General features: G+C 57.3%; 15 protein-coding genes. 8 read left to right on the top strand and 7 right to left on the bottom strand.

The window, feature by feature from the left end; genetic code table 11:
• Nucleotides 1-33: 33 nt before the first annotated feature.
• The 3 genes from glnD to DESPR_RS01775 are packed head-to-tail and all read right to left on the bottom strand — an operon-like array spanning nt 34 to nt 4,268.
• Nucleotides 34-2,652 carry a [protein-PII] uridylyltransferase gene (gene glnD / locus DESPR_RS01785; protein ID WP_015723101.1) on the bottom strand — a complete coding sequence of 873 codons (2,619 nt, stop codon included), beginning with the start codon at nt 2,650-2,652 and terminating at the stop codon, nt 34-36.
• On the bottom strand, nt 2,652-2,990 hold the full coding sequence (locus DESPR_RS01780) for a P-II family nitrogen regulator (RefSeq protein ID WP_015723100.1): 339 nt from the start codon (nt 2,988-2,990) through the stop codon (nt 2,652-2,654). The genes glnD and DESPR_RS01780 overlap by 1 nt, the downstream gene beginning before the upstream one ends.
• 57 nt (nt 2,991-3,047) lie before the next feature.
• On the bottom strand, nt 3,048-4,268 hold the full coding sequence (locus tag DESPR_RS01775; RefSeq protein ID WP_015723099.1) for an ammonium transporter: 1,221 nt from the start codon (nt 4,266-4,268) through the stop codon (nt 3,048-3,050).
• 518 nt (nt 4,269-4,786) lie between these two features.
• On the opposite strand from DESPR_RS01775, the gene DESPR_RS01770 reads away from it, so the two are divergent.
• Nucleotides 4,787-5,158 carry a PilZ domain-containing protein gene (locus DESPR_RS01770; protein ID WP_169701502.1) on the top strand — a complete coding sequence of 124 codons (372 nt, stop codon included), beginning with the start codon at nt 4,787-4,789 and terminating at the stop codon, nt 5,156-5,158.
• Nucleotides 5,159-5,343: 185 nt separating this feature from the next.
• On the opposite strand, the gene DESPR_RS01765 is transcribed toward DESPR_RS01770, so the two are convergent.
• Nucleotides 5,344-6,717, bottom strand: coding sequence for a phosphohexomutase domain-containing protein (locus tag DESPR_RS01765; RefSeq protein WP_015723097.1), 1,374 nt, complete (start codon nt 6,715-6,717; stop codon nt 5,344-5,346).
• Between the two features lie 99 nt (nt 6,718-6,816).
• Complete coding sequence (locus DESPR_RS01760) at nt 6,817-7,389, bottom strand: CvpA family protein (RefSeq protein WP_015723096.1); 573 nt, start codon at nt 7,387-7,389, stop codon at nt 6,817-6,819.
• A gap of 129 nt (nt 7,390-7,518) precedes the next feature.
• On the opposite strand from DESPR_RS01760, the gene DESPR_RS01755 reads away from it, so the two are divergent.
• Complete coding sequence (locus DESPR_RS01755; RefSeq protein WP_015723095.1) at nt 7,519-8,301, top strand: 4'-phosphopantetheinyl transferase family protein; 783 nt, start codon at nt 7,519-7,521, stop codon at nt 8,299-8,301.
• Nucleotides 8,294-9,133, top strand: coding sequence for a bifunctional DNA-formamidopyrimidine glycosylase/DNA-(apurinic or apyrimidinic site) lyase (gene mutM, locus DESPR_RS01750; RefSeq protein WP_015723094.1), 840 nt, complete (start codon nt 8,294-8,296; stop codon nt 9,131-9,133). The genes DESPR_RS01755 and mutM overlap by 8 nt, the downstream gene beginning before the upstream one ends.
• Nucleotides 9,134-9,177: 44 nt before the next feature.
• On the opposite strand, the gene DESPR_RS01745 is transcribed toward mutM, so the two are convergent.
• Nucleotides 9,178-10,131, bottom strand: a complete 954-nt coding sequence (locus tag DESPR_RS01745) for a VanZ family protein (protein WP_015723093.1) — start codon at nt 10,129-10,131, stop codon at nt 9,178-9,180.
• 32 nt (nt 10,132-10,163) lie between these two features.
• Nucleotides 10,164-11,873: a bifunctional sulfate adenylyltransferase/adenylylsulfate kinase gene (locus DESPR_RS01740; RefSeq protein WP_015723092.1), complete on the bottom strand. Its 1,710-nt coding sequence runs from the start codon at nt 11,871-11,873 to the stop codon at nt 10,164-10,166.
• 210 nt (nt 11,874-12,083) lie between these two features.
• Between DESPR_RS01740 and DESPR_RS01735 the strand changes: the two genes are divergently transcribed.
• The 5 genes from DESPR_RS01735 (at nt 12,084) to DESPR_RS17670 (ending at nt 18,276) form a co-directional block, all read left to right on the top strand.
• The gene (locus tag DESPR_RS01735) at nt 12,084-12,338 is read left to right on the top strand and encodes a ComEA family DNA-binding protein (RefSeq protein WP_015723091.1); all 255 of its coding nucleotides are present in this window, start codon (nt 12,084-12,086) and stop codon (nt 12,336-12,338) included.
• Between the two features lie 228 nt (nt 12,339-12,566).
• The gene (locus tag DESPR_RS01730; protein ID WP_015723090.1) at nt 12,567-13,211 is read left to right on the top strand and encodes an Lcl C-terminal domain-containing protein; all 645 of its coding nucleotides are present in this window, start codon (nt 12,567-12,569) and stop codon (nt 13,209-13,211) included.
• Nucleotides 13,212-13,385: 174 nt separating this feature from the next.
• Entirely contained in the window at nt 13,386-14,174 is a 789-nt protein-coding gene (locus DESPR_RS01725; RefSeq protein WP_015723089.1) for a cyclic di-GMP-binding domain-containing protein, MshE-related, read from the top strand.
• Between the two features lie 176 nt (nt 14,175-14,350).
• The gene (locus DESPR_RS01715; RefSeq protein ID WP_015723088.1) at nt 14,351-17,062 is read left to right on the top strand and encodes a PKD domain-containing protein; all 2,712 of its coding nucleotides are present in this window, start codon (nt 14,351-14,353) and stop codon (nt 17,060-17,062) included.
• Between the two features lie 371 nt (nt 17,063-17,433).
• Nucleotides 17,434-18,276 carry a PKD domain-containing protein gene (locus tag DESPR_RS17670; protein ID WP_015723087.1) on the top strand — a complete coding sequence of 281 codons (843 nt, stop codon included), beginning with the start codon at nt 17,434-17,436 and terminating at the stop codon, nt 18,274-18,276.
• Nucleotides 18,277-18,479 lie beyond the last annotated feature (203 nt).

The raw sequence follows: 18,479 nt of genomic DNA, 5'->3' as shown, positions 1-18,479 counted from the left end.
TTAAGCAATCCGGCACACCGGATTATTTTTCGACTACTGGGCACTGCATGTCCTGCCTGTTTCCTTCTGGGCGGCCACCGCCTCATTGGCGGCATCCTCGCCGATGAGATGCATCAGGGTCAGGCGAACCTTGTCCATGGCCTCGACATCGGTCAGCTTGTCGCCCGCTTGCGTCCGCACATAAAACACATCGATCAGCTGCTCGACCTCGGTGGCGATACGGGCCCGGTGGATGGCCAGCCCAAAATCGGCCAAGGTCTGGGTCAGGTGGTAGAGGGTGCTGCGACTGTCAGCTCCATAGACCTCGACAATGGTGTACTGGTGCGAGGTCTGATTATCAATGACCACCTTCCGCTCCAGTTGCTGCACCGGCCGTCCCCCGCCCCACCACGGCGGCCGAGTCCGCTCGTTGAGCTGAAAACCGACATCGAGACGGTAGTTGATCGCCAAGTTCAGATCCCGCTCAACCGCCGGCCAATCCACCTCGTCAAAGCCGCGGGCGGTGGCCGGGGAGACTTCAAGGGTATCGACCACCGTGCCGTCCGGCCAGGTAAAAATCTGCGCCGACAGCACGCTCAAGTTGTGCAGGGCGAGCACGCCGCACAATTTGGCCAGCAGCCCCACCTTATCCGGTCCCATGATCAGCAGGGACCAGGATCGGCTGCCCGGCTCGGCAAAGAGCAGGACCTGCTGGCGAAGACGGGCCGATTTTTCACCATGGATGGTCAGGTGCCGCAGCACCGCCTCCAAACTGAAGCTCAGCAGGTAGTCGGCGGGCAGATGCGCGATCTCGATCCGGGCGGGCTGACCATCGAGCCGGGCCATGATCTGTTCCCGCAGCCAGCTCACCCCTTGTTCTTCGCCGTCCCTGTCCATTGTATCGACGTGGCAATCGGCACCAAGACAGGCCTTGATGGTCAAATACAGCTCCGAGAGCAGGCTTGCTTTCCAATCCGACCAGGCCGAAGGTCCGGTGGCCTTGGAATCGGCGATGGTCAGCAGATAGAGCATGGTCAGCCGCTCGCTGTCACCGATCAGTTCCGCTGCCTGATGGATGAAGGCTCGGTCGGAAAAATCGCGGCGCATCGCGTTTTCGGGCAGATACAGATGGTGACGGATGAGAAAGGCCAAGGTCTGGCAGCTCTCAGGCGACAGTCGCAGGCGGCTGCCGATGCCTGCCACCATTTCCGCGCCCACCTGCGAATGGTCGCGCTGTTTCCCTTTGCCGATATCGTGAAGCAGGGCCGCGAGAAAGAGCACCTCCTCTTCCTTGAGTTCGGCAAACAGCTCAGCCTGGTCCTTTTTCAGCTGGCTAAGCTCGGCCACGGTCTGCAACTGGTGCCGGTCCACGGTGTACAGATGATACAGATCATGCTGGGCCAGTGACTCGACTCCTGCAAATTCTGGCAGATACCGGGTGAGCAGACCGGTGGCCAGCATGGTTTCCAGCACCGGAAAAATGGTTTCCGTCCGGGTCAAGAGGTCAAGAAAGGCCCGGGCCACCCGCTTGGAGCGGCGGAACGACTCGTCGACCCGATCGAGTTGGCCGGTCACGATCTGCCGGGTGCGGTGGTGCAGGGGCAAGCCGGTCCGCCCGGACTGGAGGAAAAGCCGCATCAACAGGTACGGCCGTTCCGCCAACTCCTCAACAGAGGTCAAGCGCACTGTTCCGCCCCGGGCGACAATGCATCGTTCCAGTTGCTGTTCCACCGCCGCGCCGCCGGTCAAGCCCATGACCTCATGCACGTGCTCGAAGAACAGATCCGTCACCACCGACACGGTCTGCAGGTGACTGTAGACATCGCGCATGAAATGCTCGACCGCGAGCAGGCCGTCCTTGTCCCGATAATCAAGGGCTTCGGCGGTTTCCTGTTGATACTCAAAGATCAGCTGATCGTTCTTGCGGCGGCAGAGCAGATGCAGCCGGTTCCTGATCTTGGCCAGCATCGACCACGAATGTTCCAAAGCCCGCCGGTTGCCGGCCTCCAGCATTCCCGAGGACTGAACGGCATCGAGATCGTGCAGGCCAAACACGCCCTTGGCCACCCACATCATGGCCTGGATGTCGCGCAAACCGCCCTTGCCTTCCTTGATATGGGGCTCCAGCAGGTAGGTATGGCTCCCGAACTTTTGCCAGCGTTCCTGTTTGGCCGCATCCATGGCGCGGATAAACGCCTCCCGGCGGCCCTCGAACACCTGCTTGGTGTATTGGGCCCGCAAGGCCTCGAACAGGGCGCTGGAACCAGCCAGCAAACGGGCATCGAGCAGAGCCACCTGAAAGTGGAAATCATCAAGGGCGAACCGGATGGCATCCTTGACCCCGCGCACACTGTGCCCCACCTCGAAACCTTCATCCCACAGGGGATAGAGCAGGGCCTCGGCCACCTCGCGCATGTGCTTTTTCGACCATCGGTCGTGAAGCAGCAGCAGGTCGATATCCGAACAAGGGGATAACTCCCGACGTCCATAGCCTCCCAAGGCGACAACGGCGATCGACCCGCGAACCTGCTGTACCGCCGGCGCGCTGTCAAAACGGTCGATGATGAACTCGTCCACCAGCGTTGCCGAACGGCGCAGGATCTCCTGACCGCTGAGGCCCTGCCGCCATGCCTCGACCAGTGCCTCCTGGCGCGGTCGCAAGGTCGCGGCCATCAGATGGCCTCGCTGCCCGTCTCCCCGGTACGCACCCGGACAATCCGCTCCACCGGCAGGACAAAAATCTTGCCGTCACCGATCTTGCCGGTCCGAGCGTTCTTGGTGATCGTCTCGATGACCTGGTCGACCAGTTCATCCTGGACAATCAGCTCGATCTTTATCTTCGGGATGAAATCAACCACATACTCGGCGCCGCGATAGATCTCGGTGTGTCCTTTCTGCCGTCCGTACCCTTTGACCTCGGTGACGGTCATCCCTTTGATGCCAATGCCATTGAGCGCGTCTTTCACTTCATCGAGCTTGAAGGGTTTAATAATCGCCTCTATTTTTTTCATGACTCTCTCCTCGAATACTCAGACTCACCCCGCGATGCCTGTTGCCTGGCCCGGCCATCAGTTGTAGGCCGTTTCCGAATGCTCGGTGTAGTCAAGCCCTTGATGCTCGGCTTCCTCGGTGATGCGCAACCCGATCACCGCCTGCACCCCCTTGAGAATCAGCCAGCTGACGGTAAAGGCATAGGCGCAGACCACACCCACGCCGATTAGCTGCGTCCCCAACTGTGCGCCGTTGCCGGCGAGCAACCCATCGACCCCCGCCGGATTGACCGACTTGGAGGCAAACACGCCCAACAAAAGGGTGCCGCTCACCCCGCCCACACCGTGGATGCCGACCACGTCCAGCGAATCATCGAACTTGAACCGGCTCTTCATGTTGACCGCCCCATAGCAGACAACGCCCGCTATCAAGCCGATGACAATCGCCGCATTGGGACCAACAAAACCCGCCGCCGGGGTAATGGTGGCCAAGCCGGCGATGGCGCCGGAGGCTGCCCCCAGGGTGGTGGGCTTGCCCAGCTTGATCCACTCCATCACCGTCCACATGGCCATCCCGGACATTCCGGCAAGATGGGTGGCGACAAAGGCCGTTGCCGCCAGCTCGTTGGCCGCCAAAGCGCTGCCCCCGTTGAAGCCAAACCAGCCGAACCACAGCAGGCCGGTGCCAAGCATGGTCATCGGCAGATTGTGAGGCATGAAGTTGGTTTGCCCGTACCCCCTTCGCGGCCCAATGACCAGGACCGAGGCCAGGGCCGCGGCGCCGCAGGTCGCATGGACCACCAATCCACCGGCAAAATCCAGCACCCCTAGTTTCGCCAGCCAACCGCCACTGCCCCATATCCAGTGACACACGGGGTTGTACACCAGCACGGCCCACAGCAGGCTGAACGCCACAAAGGCGGGAAAGCGGACCCGCTCGGCAAAGGCTCCGGCGATCAGGGCCGGCGTGATCACCGCGAACATGCACTGGTAGATCATGAACACCGAATGCGGAATGGTGGTGGCGTAGACGGCGCTCGGCGCGGTCCCCACACCCTTGAGGCCCACCCAGGACAGATCACCGATAACACCGCCGACATCCGGGCCAAAGGACATCGAATACCCCAGATAGACCCATTCCAGGGAGACGAGCGAGATCAGCACAAGACTCTGCATGATGGTGCCCAGCACATTTTTACTCCGCACCATCCCCGCGTAAAACAGCGCCAGGCCCGGGGTCATCAGCAAGACCAGTCCCGCCGCCGCCAAAATAAACGCAGTGTCCGCACCGTTGATCATCTCCCCTCCCGAACAATTCTACATTTTTGTTATTTATATTTGATCGATCGTCACAAATCAAAGAAATAATCGTTCGTTAACAGTCCGTCTCGCTCAACCGACAAACACCGCCGCCATATTCCGCCACACCGGACATGCGGCCGGCAACCTTTTGTCCCGGCACCAGTCAAGACCACCTCGCGCGGAACCCACGCGCCGTTTTCTGCGTTCGCGCCACGGCACTTATATACCAAAAAAGGTGCCATTTTATTTTTTCTGATTTAATTGCATGAAATAAAAAGATAAAAAGACAAAATTCGCCACAAACCATTCAGACATACGCAACATATTTGTCATGCGAACAAAATAAACAAACAAAATTGTCGTGCCTTTTGTTTTCATCCCGCGCGATTTGACAAAGCACAAGGCAACCTGTAGACTTGATGTACCAATTTTACATGCCACCCCGCACACACCCTTCCAAGGTTTCCCGGGAACAAGCGGGCTCCCTGTCCCTCAAACCACGCACCACGATTGACATGACCACGGAACGCAGACAATACATCCGGCCAGAATCATTAAATTTACTTGATTACCTCGTCGTGGACGAACAAGGACGGCAGGGCGCGTATTCCATGGCCCGAACACTGAATGTCAGCAAGGGAGGGATTCTGATGGAAACGCATCTCCCGTTGCAGCAGGGCCAGCAGGTGCTGATCACCTTGGGGCTGAAGGATCGGCTGATTGATGTGATGGGACGTGTTGTCTATACGACCGGCTCGGCAGGCCGTTATCACAACGGCATTGAATTTTTCCACCTCTCCGAGAACGACCGCGGCATCCTGGAAAACTATGTGGAGGCTTTTCACAAGCTGTACGCGGAAGAGAGCTCCCGGCATCCCCTCCCCTGAACAGCGCTCCGGGCATCCGGAGCAAAACGCTCAAACGTCCTGCCCTCTCCCCCTCCGCGCACACCGTGGCATCCCGAAGAGAACAACCGATCCGCGCTGCGACAGTTCCCAAGGAGCCTGTTGGAGGAACAACGGCCTGAAACGCCACGTGATCGGCACGCTCCGGCCGTTGCCGGCACACCGAATCACACCCTGATCAGTTGCAGCAGCTCCTCGGTTTTCTGGCGCAAAAGGTTTGCCTCGCCCCTGGTTTCCACATTGAGCCGCAGCACCGGCTCGGTGTTGGAGCGACGCAGGTTGAAGCGAAAGCGAGGATATTCGACGGAGAGACCGTCGGTGTCATCCCTGACGCCATCGGCGTAGCGTTGTTCGATCCGGGCGATGACCGCATCGGGATCATCGACCTTGGAATTGATTTCGCCGCTCACCGGATAGGCGGCCATCCGTTCATCGCAGAGCGCCGACAGCTTCTGCCCGGAACGGCTCATCAGCCCGCATAGCAGCAGCCAGGGAAGCATGCCTGAGTCGCAGTAACCGAAAGCGCGGAAATAATGATGGGCCGACATCTCGCCGCCGTAGACCGCATCCAGCGACCGCATCGCGGCCTTGATAAAGGCATGGCCCGTGCGGGTCATGACCGGGATGCCGCCGGCGGCCAGGACCATCTCCCGGGTGTTCCATACCAGTCGGGGGTCGTGGAGAATGGTTGCCCCCGGATGGTGTTGGAGCATGGTGGTGGCCAGCAACCCGACAATATAATAGCCCTCGATGAACCGGCCGTTTTCGTCGTAGAAAAAGCAGCGGTCACAATCGCCGTCCCAGGCAATGCCCAGATCGGCCCGATGCGCACGTACCGCCATGGCCGTGGCCTCCCGTTTCTCGGGCAGAAGCGGATTGGGTACACCGTTGGGAAACCGGCCATCGGGTTCATGGTGCAGACGAATGAAGTCAAAAGGCAAGTGCGGTGCCAACAGGTCGACAATTGGTCCGGCGCAGCCGTTGCCGCTGTTGACCACGATACGCAACGGCCGCATGATCGCGCAGTCGACCGTGTTGAGGAGATGGGCGATATAGGCCTGCTTGTCGGTAATCCTGGTGCAACGGCCGGGCCGCGCCGGTTTATGGGCGCACATCTGCCGAGACCAGGTCTCGTCACCGGCCATGCGGGCAATCTCGACCAGGCCGTTGTCGCGCGAAACCGGGCGCGCCTGCCGCTCGACGATCTTCATGCCGTTGTATTCCACCGGGTTATGGCTGGCGGTGATCATGATCCCGCCCTCGACGCCCTTGTCCGCACCGCTGAAGACCGCGTGGTAAACCTCTTCCGTGCCACAGAGGCCGATATCGATCACGTCGATGCCGTGGGCTGCCAGGCCGACCATGACGGCTTCGGCAATTTCGGGACTGCTCAACCGCATGTCACGACCGACAACCATCGTGCCCACCGCGCAGTGCCGGACAACGGCCAGGGCAATGCGCAGGGCGATATCGGCATTGAACTCCTCGGGAACCTTGCCGCGAACGTCGTAGGCTGTGAAACAACGCAGCGATGTGGTCATGGCTTCACCTCAAAGGGGGCATTTGAAAGAAAGGCGAAAATACACTATATACAGCAAGCTGTTCAACCAGCCGGGCTTGGAGGGCGGCAGCGACCCTGGTCACCGTTCCACCGGCTCCTCCTGGTCTTTCCCGGGCGGAAGCTCGGGGAGGATGGCGGGTTCCTTCTGGGCGAAAGCGTCGCGCAGGCGTGAATCAACGATGCGCGAGCGCAACACCTCCGCCCCCTGCCGCAGATAGGGCGAGGAGAAGGAGGTCCGGAGCAGCTCGTTGGTGGCCGAGAGGCTGGAGGTCAGAAGCATGTACAGCAGCGAGGTCACCATCGCCGCCTTGATCCCACCGACCACCATCCCGGTCAACCGATCCAGCCAACCACGCCGGGCGATTCGCCGCACACGGCGCAACACCTTGCCGACCAGGGTGAAGCCCCCGACGGCCACAAGGGAGCTGACCGCGAAACAGGCCAAAAAAATCACTTTCGGATGGTCGACAAAGGGCGCGGACAACGGCAGAATCCTGTCCCCATACTGGCTGGCACAGAAATAGCCGCCGATCAGGGCGAACAACGCGGCCAACTGGCGCACGCAACCGATCCACAGGCCCCGCGCCAGGAAGAACAAAAAAATCAAGGCAATTGCACGGTCAAAATAGGTCAGATCAGTGAAGGTAGGCATGGCTGTTTCAAGGGAGAAAAGGCAACCGGCATCGCGTGTGCCGTTCAAGAAAGCGTCGCGGTCCGGCAGCGACCCGTTACACAGGACCCGATCGGCATGAACCGCCCGATTATACCGGATCCTCGAAGCATGGCAAGGAACGGTTCGGGGGCGTTCCCGAATGGCGGACATGCGCTCCTGGCCGCCATGGACGTGTCGGCCTTCCGGTTCGCGCCGCTACTTCCCGCCAAGACCTGCCTTTCGCTGCTTGACCTGCGCCTGCTGGCACCGTTATTGGCCCAAGAGGAGCCCCTTGAGCTGCTGACGTCCTGGCTGTCGGCCAATGAAGCCCGTTTCCTCGCCGGCCTCACCTACCCAAAACGGCGGGTGGAATGGCTGGGCGGCAGGCTGGCGGCCAAACACGGCCTGAGCAGACTGACAGCCGCTCACTCGTCAACGCCTTACCGTGACTATTCGCTCCTGCCCGATGCGCATGGCCGCCCCGTGCTGGATTCACCGCTCCCCTTCGGCGATTCCCTCCACGTGTCCATCTCGCACAGCAAACACTACGCCGCCGCCCTGGTGACCACGGCTCCGGTCTGCGGCCTGGACATTCAGGAAAAGACCGCGCGGCTGGTCGCGGTGCAGGAGCGGATCACTACGGCCGACGAACGGGCCTTGGCAAGCGCAATCCCGGACCCGCCGACCCGGCTGGCCCTCCTGTGGACGGTCAAGGAGGCGGTGAAGAAAGGATGTCTTGCCGATCATCCTTCCTTTTTCGGAGCCATCCGGGTCATTGACCTTGACCACGATCCGCTGGCGACGTTCTGGACCGCCCGTTGCCTGGTGCGAGACGAGGGCGTGGTGTTGGCCCGGATCATCGAATTCGACAACTACCTGCTGGCCTGGGTTATTGGAGCAGACCATGCCTGAACTGCCGGAAGTGGAGGTAACCCGGAGAGGCTTGCTGGCCCCCTTGTCTGGCAGAACCGTGGTCAGGGTCTCGTGGAGCGCCCACCGATTGCGCGGCCCAATCCCCCGCAAGCTCCTACAGGAACACATTGCCGCCCAACAGATCCGGACCATCGATCGACGCGCCAAATACCTGCTGTTGCGAATGGTCAACGGCGCGGTGCTGGTGATACATCTGGGCATGACCGGCAAGCTCGGCCTGATCCAGGGGCAAACGACGCTCCATAAACACGATCACCTGGTGTTGCACCTGGACAATGGCTTGGATGTCCGCTTCAACGACAGCCGCCGATTCGGCTCGATCGTGGTTTGGCCGCCGGACCACGCCGCGCAATTGGAGGCGGATTTTTCCCGCAAGGAGGGCCTCGAACCCTTCGGACCAGCTTTCATCGCCGACAACCTGCTCGCCCTGGCTCGCGGCAGGCGGGTCGCCGTGAAGTCTTTGCTGATGAACAGCCGTCTCATTGCCGGTATCGGCAACATCTATGCCAATGAAATTCTCTTCGCCGCCCGGATTGCACCGCAGCAACCAGCACATCTCCTGACCGAGAAGGAATGGGGGCGAATCATTCAGGAGAGCCGCCGCATACTGCAACTGGCCATTGATGCCGGCGGTTCCTCCATCTCCGATTTTCTCGGCGTCAGCGGTCATCCCGGATATTTTCAACTGCAGCTCGCGGTGTATGGCCGCAAAGACGCCCCCTGCCCCCGCTGCGGCCAAGCCATCCTCAAAACCATTCAAGGTGGCAGGGCCACCTACCACTGTCCCGGCTGCCAACCCCACGTCGAGTGAACCAGGCAAACGAAAACGGGCCGCTCAAGGCGGTTCACCGCAACTTACCTGCCCAGATAAACATGGTCTAGATAGACTTCCATCGGGCTGTCCTGCTGAACGACGAACAGACCAAACCCCTCGATATGCCCCATGTCCATGGAGCGGCTTCTGGGGGCGTTCTTCACCTTGTCCAGGGAGACAACCAAATCGTTCCACCCCTGGCGCAGGATGAACTGCTGATTGAAACGGTCGCTGAACTCGGAACCGTGCTCCTTGTGGTGGGTATCATGAATGCGGCAATTGAGCACCAGCCCCGCTGGTTGCGGATTATAGACGCTGCAATGCAGGGTTGCGTATCCACGCCAGTCGCCGGGAAAATAAAACAAGGCCACCCCGGAATATTTTGCCGTGGACAACTGGACCCGCATGGCGGTGTTGCCGTGCCGGACCGTTGTCGTCTCTTTGCGCAGTTGGCGGGCATTGTTCCAGCGATACCGCTCAAAGGGGGTTTCAAAATCGGCGAGCACCGGAAATTGCCGGGCGGCAAGGCTCTCGTCGATCAGGGCCCGCGACAGGGGCCACAGGGTGACACACAGCGCCAGCGATACCGCCACACGGAACCAGCGTTGCGGAGTGTGACGCAACAATGCCGGGCGGATGAAAAAGGCAAAGGCCGTCAAGCAACCCAACTGGTTGCGCAGGACATCGTCGATATCGGGACTGCGCCCCACCCACCGCATCTGCAACCCCTCCGCCGTGACACCGGCCAGGAACACGCCGATAAACAGCGTGACAAAGAGCCGAAACGGCGACCAAGCCGACACCTTGGCGCGCACGACGGCATGCAGCCACACGGACAGGAGCGCGAAAAAAAGGACGTGCCCCAGATCCCAGGCCGCCTTGAACGACCGGGATGAGTAATACCCAGGCCCGCCCCAAAAAAAGAACGGCAGACCGGCCAGCAACGACAGACCGAGCCAGGGGACCCACCAACCATTTGGGCTACGTGCCACCATGTGCTCCGTCCTTCTCGCTCCTGCTGACCCGTTCAGCTGATATAGCCCTGTTCTTCAAGATAGAGCAGGATTTCCTGCACCGCCTCGGCCGGGGTCATCGTGCTGGTGTCAATGGTCAACTCGGGATTGACCGGCGGCACATACGGGTCGGAAATGCCGGTCACTCCCTTGACCAGCCCTTTCCTGGCCTTGGCGTACAGCCCCTTTCGATCCCGCTGCTCGCAGACCTCAAGCGGGGTCGACACATAGACCTCGATATACCCCCCATAGCGGCTGATCAATTCCCGGTTGGCGGCTCTCGATGCTTCATAGGGCGCGATCGGCGCGCACAGGGCGATGCCGCCGTTCTTGGTGATTTCGCTGGCCACAAAACCGATACGGGTGACGTTGAGATTGCGGTGCGCTTCGGAAAAGTTGAGCTCCGAGGAAAGATTTTTCCGCACGATGTCGCCATCCAACAGAGTCACCGGCCGGTTGCCCATCTCCATGAAGCGCACCATGAGCACCTTGGCGATGGTCGATTTGCCGGACCCGGACAATCCCGTCAAAAAGACGGTAAACCCCTGCCGGGATCGTGGCGGAAAGGCACGGCGCAGGGCCTGGATAACGTTTTGATAGGAGTACCATTCCGGAATCTCCAGCCCCCATTCCAGACGCCGCTTGAGTTCCTGCGAGGTGATGGTCTTGACCGACTCATGCTCCCCGACATTTTCCAGGAACACATACTGGGCTTTTTCTTCCACATAGCCCATAGCCCGTTCGGGCACCATGGCGATACCCGTTTCCCCGGCCATCCGAGCCACCAACTGCTGGGCCGCGCCTTGGGGGTAAAATAACGGCTGGTCCGAGCCGGCAAAGGGGTCGCCATGGTCCTTGGCCACCATGAAGTGACTGCAACCGAAATTTTTCCTGATCATCGCGTGCCACAGCGCCTCGCGGGGGCCGGCAAACCGGTCCGCCAGGGAGACGATCCCCAGCAGAATCATATTGGCCGGGAAATGGGTGATAAACTCCTGATAGCACTGCACCAGGGTGTAATGGTCCCGATTGCCTGGATGATCCAGTCCCGCGGCCGGATGAATGAAAATGGAGGCATTGATCTCACGGGCCGCGGCCAAGACCATTTCCCGGTGGGCGCAATGCAAGTATTCACGGGTATGGAATCCGAGCACCCGCCGCCAGCCGTACTGGGTAAACCGCCGATGCGTTTCTGCCGGCGTGAGGCGAAGATTGCGAAAATCATAATGAATGGGCAGCGATACGCCCTCCACCTGTCCCCCAACATACCATTCGGCTGTTTTCTGGTAGAGATTCTTCACCCCTGGGTGCAGGTCAGGGTTGGTGGTGCCGTAGACCGCTTCCGCCTCGTGCTCCCTGTCCGGATGCCATACCTCGCCGACCGTGAGAATGGCGAGCAGGAATCCTTCCTGGTCATTTAGGGCCACCCGCTGCCCTGGTTGCAAGGAGGCGGCCACGTCGACGTTGACATCCAGACAGATCGGCATCGGCCAAACCGTCCCATCGGCAAGCCGCATTGTTTCCAGGACCTGCAGGTAATCGTCCTGGTTCAGATAACCGCTCAACGGATAAAAGCCGCGATGCAACAGCAACTCAAGATCACAGAGTTGGCGGCTGTTGAGGTCCAGGGATACCAGTCCGACCGCTTCGTCCCGCAAGAGTTCAGCCCGCCGAAAATGGACAATCAAGCTTTCAGAGTAATCAATGGATGACAACGTTGACATACACGTTCCTTGGCGTTCATCAGATGAACCAAAAAAAATCGAGACACCCCTTGTGCTCCAAAAGCGCTGCCGCACAAAGGATTCCAGCCATTCGTCTCGCTACATTGAACAGTTAGGCGTTTTTTCAATTTGACAGCGCATCCGATTCTTCCCTAACATCGAGCCAGGACGTGTTCATTTTTTCCCTTCAATCCCATCAAAGGAGGTTCTATGAAAAAGCTGTACCTGACGCTCTTGCTGGTTCTCTTTTTTGCCACCGCGGCCTTTGCCAAGGTGAACATCAACACCGCAAATGCGGAAGAGCTGGCGACCCTCAACGGGATCGGCAAGACAAAAGCGGAAGCCATCGTTGCCTACCGTACCGCCAACGGCAATTTCAAAACAGTTGAAGATCTCAACAAAGTAAATGGGATCGGCGACAAAATCATCGAAAAAATCAAACCGGACGTCACGGTTGGGGAATAAACGGTGACCGTGGATCACGCCGGGACTGACGTGCTCCGGCGTGATCCCCCCTTACCGACCGGCACCATCCCGCCAAAAAGTTCGCTATTGGCCTGAAGTTTCCCGTTCCAGGGTACCCCACTAATTTTCTTTACAAAAGTATCGTTGTCGTTTATCACCCTCAAAATATTTGCTCTGCCTGCAACAGGCTAGCCTGCAACACATTTCCTCAAACGGTCGGGAGGCATTGTGCCCACGCGAACTTCTTTTTCCGTGAGTTTCTTGGCAATCTTCCTGCTCCCTTTTTCTTCCTGCTTTGCGGACAGTCTGAGTATCCACGGCAACCTGCTCTACGATGCCGACCGCCATTTCTATTGGACCACGAATGCGGCCATGGCCGGCAAAATGACTTGGCAAGGGGCCAATGATTGGATCGACGCCTTGAATAACAGTAAGTACGGTGGGTATGCTGATTGGCGGCTACCCTATACACCCGATGGCACTTGGGGGTATGACGGTGGCAACGATGCTAAATATAATGTCACCGTCAGTGAGCTGGGACAGCTGTATTACAATACTCTGAATCTTGCATCCAAGCAGCATCAGGCGCCCAACACCATTGAGGAGTTAGCCGCGAAAACATCGCCTCTTGAACCGTTCTTGCTGCCCGATTGCTATTGGTTTGGAAGCAAATCGGATATGCTTTTGGGTGGGATGGCCAGTGCCTGGGCCTTTGATTTCGGTTACGGCGCGCAATTTCTGCAAACAACCAACAGCCATGCCTATGCCATCGCCGTCCGTTCCGCCGCTCCCGTTCCGGAACCTTCATCTGTCGTTCTTTTTTTCACCGGCTTACTGATCTTGTTCCGAATTCGATCCTCTTCAGATCATTAAGATTCTTTTTTCTCTCCCGCTAGATGGGGCTGGTGTGCCCTTTTCCGCTTTGGGCACAGCCCTATTTCATTCTTGCTTAATTTCGATTTTTATTCCTATAATAAAATTATAAACTCAATATCAACTTGTTTTCAACAAGTTACATCTTCCCTCGCCTTCTGAAGGAGAAACGTCATGGCCGAAAAAAAGCGTTTAGGAGAACTCCTGCTCGATGCCGGTTTGGTTGCTCAAGAAGTTGTCGACCGCGCTCTGAAAATGCAGGTTGGGGGCACTCGCAGGCTGGGAAGGATTCTGGTCAACATGGGGGCAATCACCAGTGACCAGCTGACGGAGGTGCTCTCCCAACAGTTGCAGTTGCCGGTCATTGATCCCGATCAGGGTTTTACCGATGCCGCGCGGGGGGTGTTGCCCCGTTATCTTTGCAAAAAATTTGAAGTGCTGCCGCTGGGGTTTGAAGGCGACCATATCCTCAATCTGGCCATGACCGATCCCTCGGACAACGAAGCCATTGCCAGCGTCGAGCGATACACCGGCAAGGCGGTGCAACCCTGTCTCGCCCGCCTGACCGATATTCACCAAGCCATCCATCGTCACGTTCGTCTGACCCTCCGCGATTTCTTCAACCCCCAAAGCTACACCCCCTATGCCAAGCTGGCCTCCAGTCTCGCCTTGGTTCTCATCGTTGTGGTTGCCGGATTCACCTACCGCTTTTACATGGAGTCGAAGTACGGCACGGTAACCCGTACCGCCGAGGCCATCATTTACAAGAATCTCGACCTCATGGTGGGGATCGACCGTTCTGGCAAGGCAACTTTGCTCGGTCGTGGCGCCCACGCCGACGGCTATTATTCCATCACTTTCGATTCCACGGCCTCGCTGGCCAAATTTATCGATAACAAAAAAAATGATCTTTCCTCCGCCCAGTATGAATGGGCCCGGTGGGCGATTACCACGGCTCGTTGATCATCGACCCAACGAATACACCTAATACGAAATAGTAATTCAAATAAACGAACCACGCGGCGTACACAGCTAATCTATTGAGTTTTAAAAAAAAATATATTTGGCGGTCTTGGCACATTGCATGCATCTCAGGCGTTAACCAATTGAACGCCCACTTTTTGCACACGGGGAACACAATGCAACGAAAAATTATCCGCCTCCTAGCCCTCCTTTTCTGCGGATTGTCCATTGCCGTATCAGCCGCGGCCCAGTCCATCCACGTGGAGTGGGGATACACCCCCCCAAGCGAACCAGCGGTGACCGGGTTCAAACTCTATCAGGAGGGAGCGCCCGTCTGCCAGACCCAGAACCCCAATGCAACTGCCATGGACTGTGAGGTCACACTTACGGCGGCAACCACCAATTTTACCCTGACAGCCACTTTCAGCGACGGCAGCGAAAGCCCCCATTCCGCCCCCTTTGCCTTTACCTCTGACGGTTCTACTGGAACCGATACCTCTGGTGATACCGGCACAACGGACGACAGCGCGACCACGAAAACACCGGTCTCCAGCTCAATCGGCAACAAGCTGTTCACCTTTTCCTGGGAGCAGCCGACCGACCTCTCCAATGTTGCCGGTTATCGCTTCTATCTCAACAGCACGCGCCTGTGCGAAACAACCAGCCCGACGGACACCTCCATTGCCTGCACGGCCAACCTGCTCCCCGGCGAAATGATCTTCAGTATGAGCCAGGTACATACCGACGGCTCGGAAAGCGGGCTCTCCAACCTGCTGGTCTTTAATCCGACCGCTTACCCAGAAACCTTTACCTTCAAACTGCTCGGCTTTTCCTGGGAGTATAGTGGCGATGCGTCCAGCATTAGCGGATTCCGCATCTATCAAAACAATCTGCCCATTTGCGAGACCACCGACCCTGCGGCCCGCAATCTGACCTGCACCGTTGATGTCCCCAGCGGCAACCTGGTTTATGGAGTGAAAGCGGTCAACGCCGATGGCACGGAAAGCAGCCTGTCCAATTTACTTGCCTATACTCCCGCCACAACCTCCACCGACGACACGGCAACGCTTCAGGCCGTTATCCAGGCCACGCCGGTCACCGGCACAGCGCCGGTCACTGTGAATTTCAACGCAGGTTCTTCAACCGGCACGATTAGCCAGTATCAGTGGGATTTTGGCGATGGCTCGATTGCCGCGACCAGCACGGCCAGCCATGAATACGCCTCGGCCGGAACCTATACGGCCAAGCTGACGGTAACGAACACCACGGGCGCCAGCAGCACGGCCATTGTCTCCGTCACCGTCACCGAACCGGCAGTCGCGGCCATTCCGCCAACCGCCGTGCTCTCCTCTTCCTCGGCAGCAGGGCCGGCACCGCTTTCGGTCAACTTCGATGGCACAGGTTCCACGGCAACCGGCTTAGCCACTATCACCAGCTACGCCTGGAGCTTTGGTGACGGCAGCACAGCAACCGGTGCCACCGCAACCCATTCATTTACCGCCGCCGGCACCTATACCACCGAGCTGACCGTGACCGATAGTAACGGTCTCACCAGCTCAGCCTCCACCCCAGTGGTTGTCACTGCCGCAGCCGCCAACATTGCCCCAAAAGCGGCTCTTAGCGCCACGCCAACCAGCGGCTCGACCCCGCTGACCGTTTCCTTCGATGGTTCGGCGTCCACCGACAGCGACGGCTCCATCGCCTCCTACACGTGGCATTTTGGCGACGGTAGTTCCGCAAGTGGCAAGACCGTCTCCCATACCTACACCACGGAGGCAAGTTTCATCGCCACCCTCCAGGTCACCGACGATTTGGGGGCCACCGCGACAACCTCGACAACGATCACCGTCAAACCGCAAGAAACCGCCGCGAACCTGAACATCGAAACAGGCGAGGTCGCAGTGACAGGCGAGTGGGTTCGTGTTTCGCTGAGTTCTACTTTCCAGAATCCGGTTGTCATTGCCGGGCCAGCAAGTTTTAATGATCCCGCCCCGGGTGTGATTCGCCTGCGCAATGTCGATGCCACCGGCTTTGATATCAAATTCACCGAGTGGAACTATCTCGACGGAGCGCATCCGCAGGAGACGGCCAGCTATCTCGTGATAGAAAAAGGGCACCATACCTTGCCCGACGGCTCCATGGTCGAAGCAGGCAGCTTCACGGGCAAAACCAGTTTTGCAACGATTCCCTTCAACCAGGCTTTCAGCAAAAAGCCGGTGATGATGACCACGATCGCTTCCAACAACGAGACCGACACCATCAGTGGCCGCATCAAGGACGTCACGACCAGTGGCTTTGCCTACTATTTCCGCGAGCAGGAAAAAAATACCAACAAGCATATCAATGAAACCATCAACTACCTCGCCTGGGAACCCGGCGAGGGAAGTCTCGGCTCACTGCAATACAGGGTTGCCGCCACAGCCAATGTTGTCACACAGGCGTGGTATGCGGTCGCCTTCCCAAGTCCTTACTCAGCAGCCCCGCTGCTTCTGGCCGACATGCAGACAACCGTCAACACCGACACTTCGGCTTTGCGAATGCAAAAACTGTCAGCAACCGGTTTCGAGGTAAAAGTCGAAGAAGAGCAATCCAAAGATACGGAAGTCGCCCACCCAGCGGAGGCCATCGGCTACATTGCTCTCAGCCAGAAAGAGGAAAAGGTGCTGGCAACCTTTACCTGGGAGTTTGATGCAACCCAGGAAAGCACCATCAGCGGCTTCCAGATTCTCGCCAATGGCACGGTGGTCTGCACCTGCAACAAACCTGCCGACCGGCAACTGAGCTGTGAAATGACCATGCCAACCGGCCCGACCGCCTTCACCATCCAGGCGGTTGATACCACCGGTGGAGTGGGCAATGCCTCAAACAGCCTGAACTATACGCCATGAAAGTTACTACGGTAGGAAAAACTTCGCATAGGATACAATTAATCCCGTCATTCAACGATCTGAAGGCCGTCCACCCCGGAATCGTTGTGGGCGGCAAGGAGTAATCATCATCCTGCCTTGCAGGTGAGTATTGGATTCACCAATGCTCCCTGACGGAACGGATACAGAGGTTATTAATAATTTTATTGATTACCGAATCATTGCGCCTTGAGTAAAAGTAGTGCCACAAAATTTTTACAAGCACCAAATGTTCGCTAACTTCTTAATTGATTAAGAAAACCACAAAGCCATAGAGTTAAGTCCGGTTCTCATCATTGGCCAATAAATTCAGCAACCAACTTGAAGACCAAAGAAGCACCAGGAGACATACAATGAAAACAACAGCAGCATCTACTAAGGTTCTCCATGCAGCAACCCTAGTCCTGTTTTTAACCACCATGGCACCGCCATCCATGGCTAATACCGGCTTTTCTGGTAGCCTCAAAGGGGTCGCCATCACCGATGCTCAGAAAATTAACAAACCGCCAGTGGCGTTATTTACCTATACTAAAAATGGCGATATTTATACTTTTGATGCGAGTGGGGCGAGTGATTCGGATGGGAGTATCGTGAGTTACATTTGGGACTTTGGAGATGGCGTCAAGGATTCCGGAATAACAGTAACACACAGTTTTGAAGGGGGAGGAATTTCCCCTGTAACTTTAACAATTGTTGATAATAGCGGTGGCGTAACTATGACTCAGGAAAATGTCAGTCTTGCCTCACCTGTCCAGATTGCCATTAATTTCCAGCCTGCTTCTGCACCTGTCCCGACAGGGTTTACGATGGACAGTGGGAGTAATTTTGACGATGCGGTGGGGTATGGCTGGGTTTCTCCACCTGCTGCGGAAGGGACGAGGGATCGTAACAGCTTATTGTCTCCTGACCAATCTTTTGATACTCTTATTCATGTAGCCCCAACAGCTGTCTGGGAACATATCGTACCAAATGGAAAGTACCTTGTCACGGTGACAGTCGGTGACCCTTCTGCACCAGATAGAACCCAAGGGGTGCAAGTTGAGGGTGCAGCTTTGATAACTGCCGAACGCCTCAGTTCCTTAAACCCTTGGATAACACGTGAAATTATAACTACTGTTACTGACAACAGGCTGTCCTTGACTTTTCAAACTTCCGACACCGCGAAATTATGCTGGGTTAAAATTGTCTCCCAATAAGGAGACTACAAAAAATTAAGCTTATTGCAAAATAATCGAATATATGCCATAGCTGAATGTTCAATAAAGAACTGAACACTTTTTCAAGTCATACCGAGAGAGTGAAAATTCACCTCACGTTTCTTTGGAGGTTTTCCCTCTTATTTTTTCAGAAATATGATGATAGGCGACTTTTTTTTTGCAAGAGGCTCAACAATTAACTT

The sequence above is a fragment of the Desulfobulbus propionicus DSM 2032 genome (genome assembly GCF_000186885.1).
Lineage (GTDB): Bacteria > Desulfobacterota > Desulfobulbia > Desulfobulbales > Desulfobulbaceae > Desulfobulbus > Desulfobulbus propionicus.
Note: the sequence above shows the minus strand (reverse complement) of the source record. Positions and strands in the feature narration are given on the sequence as shown.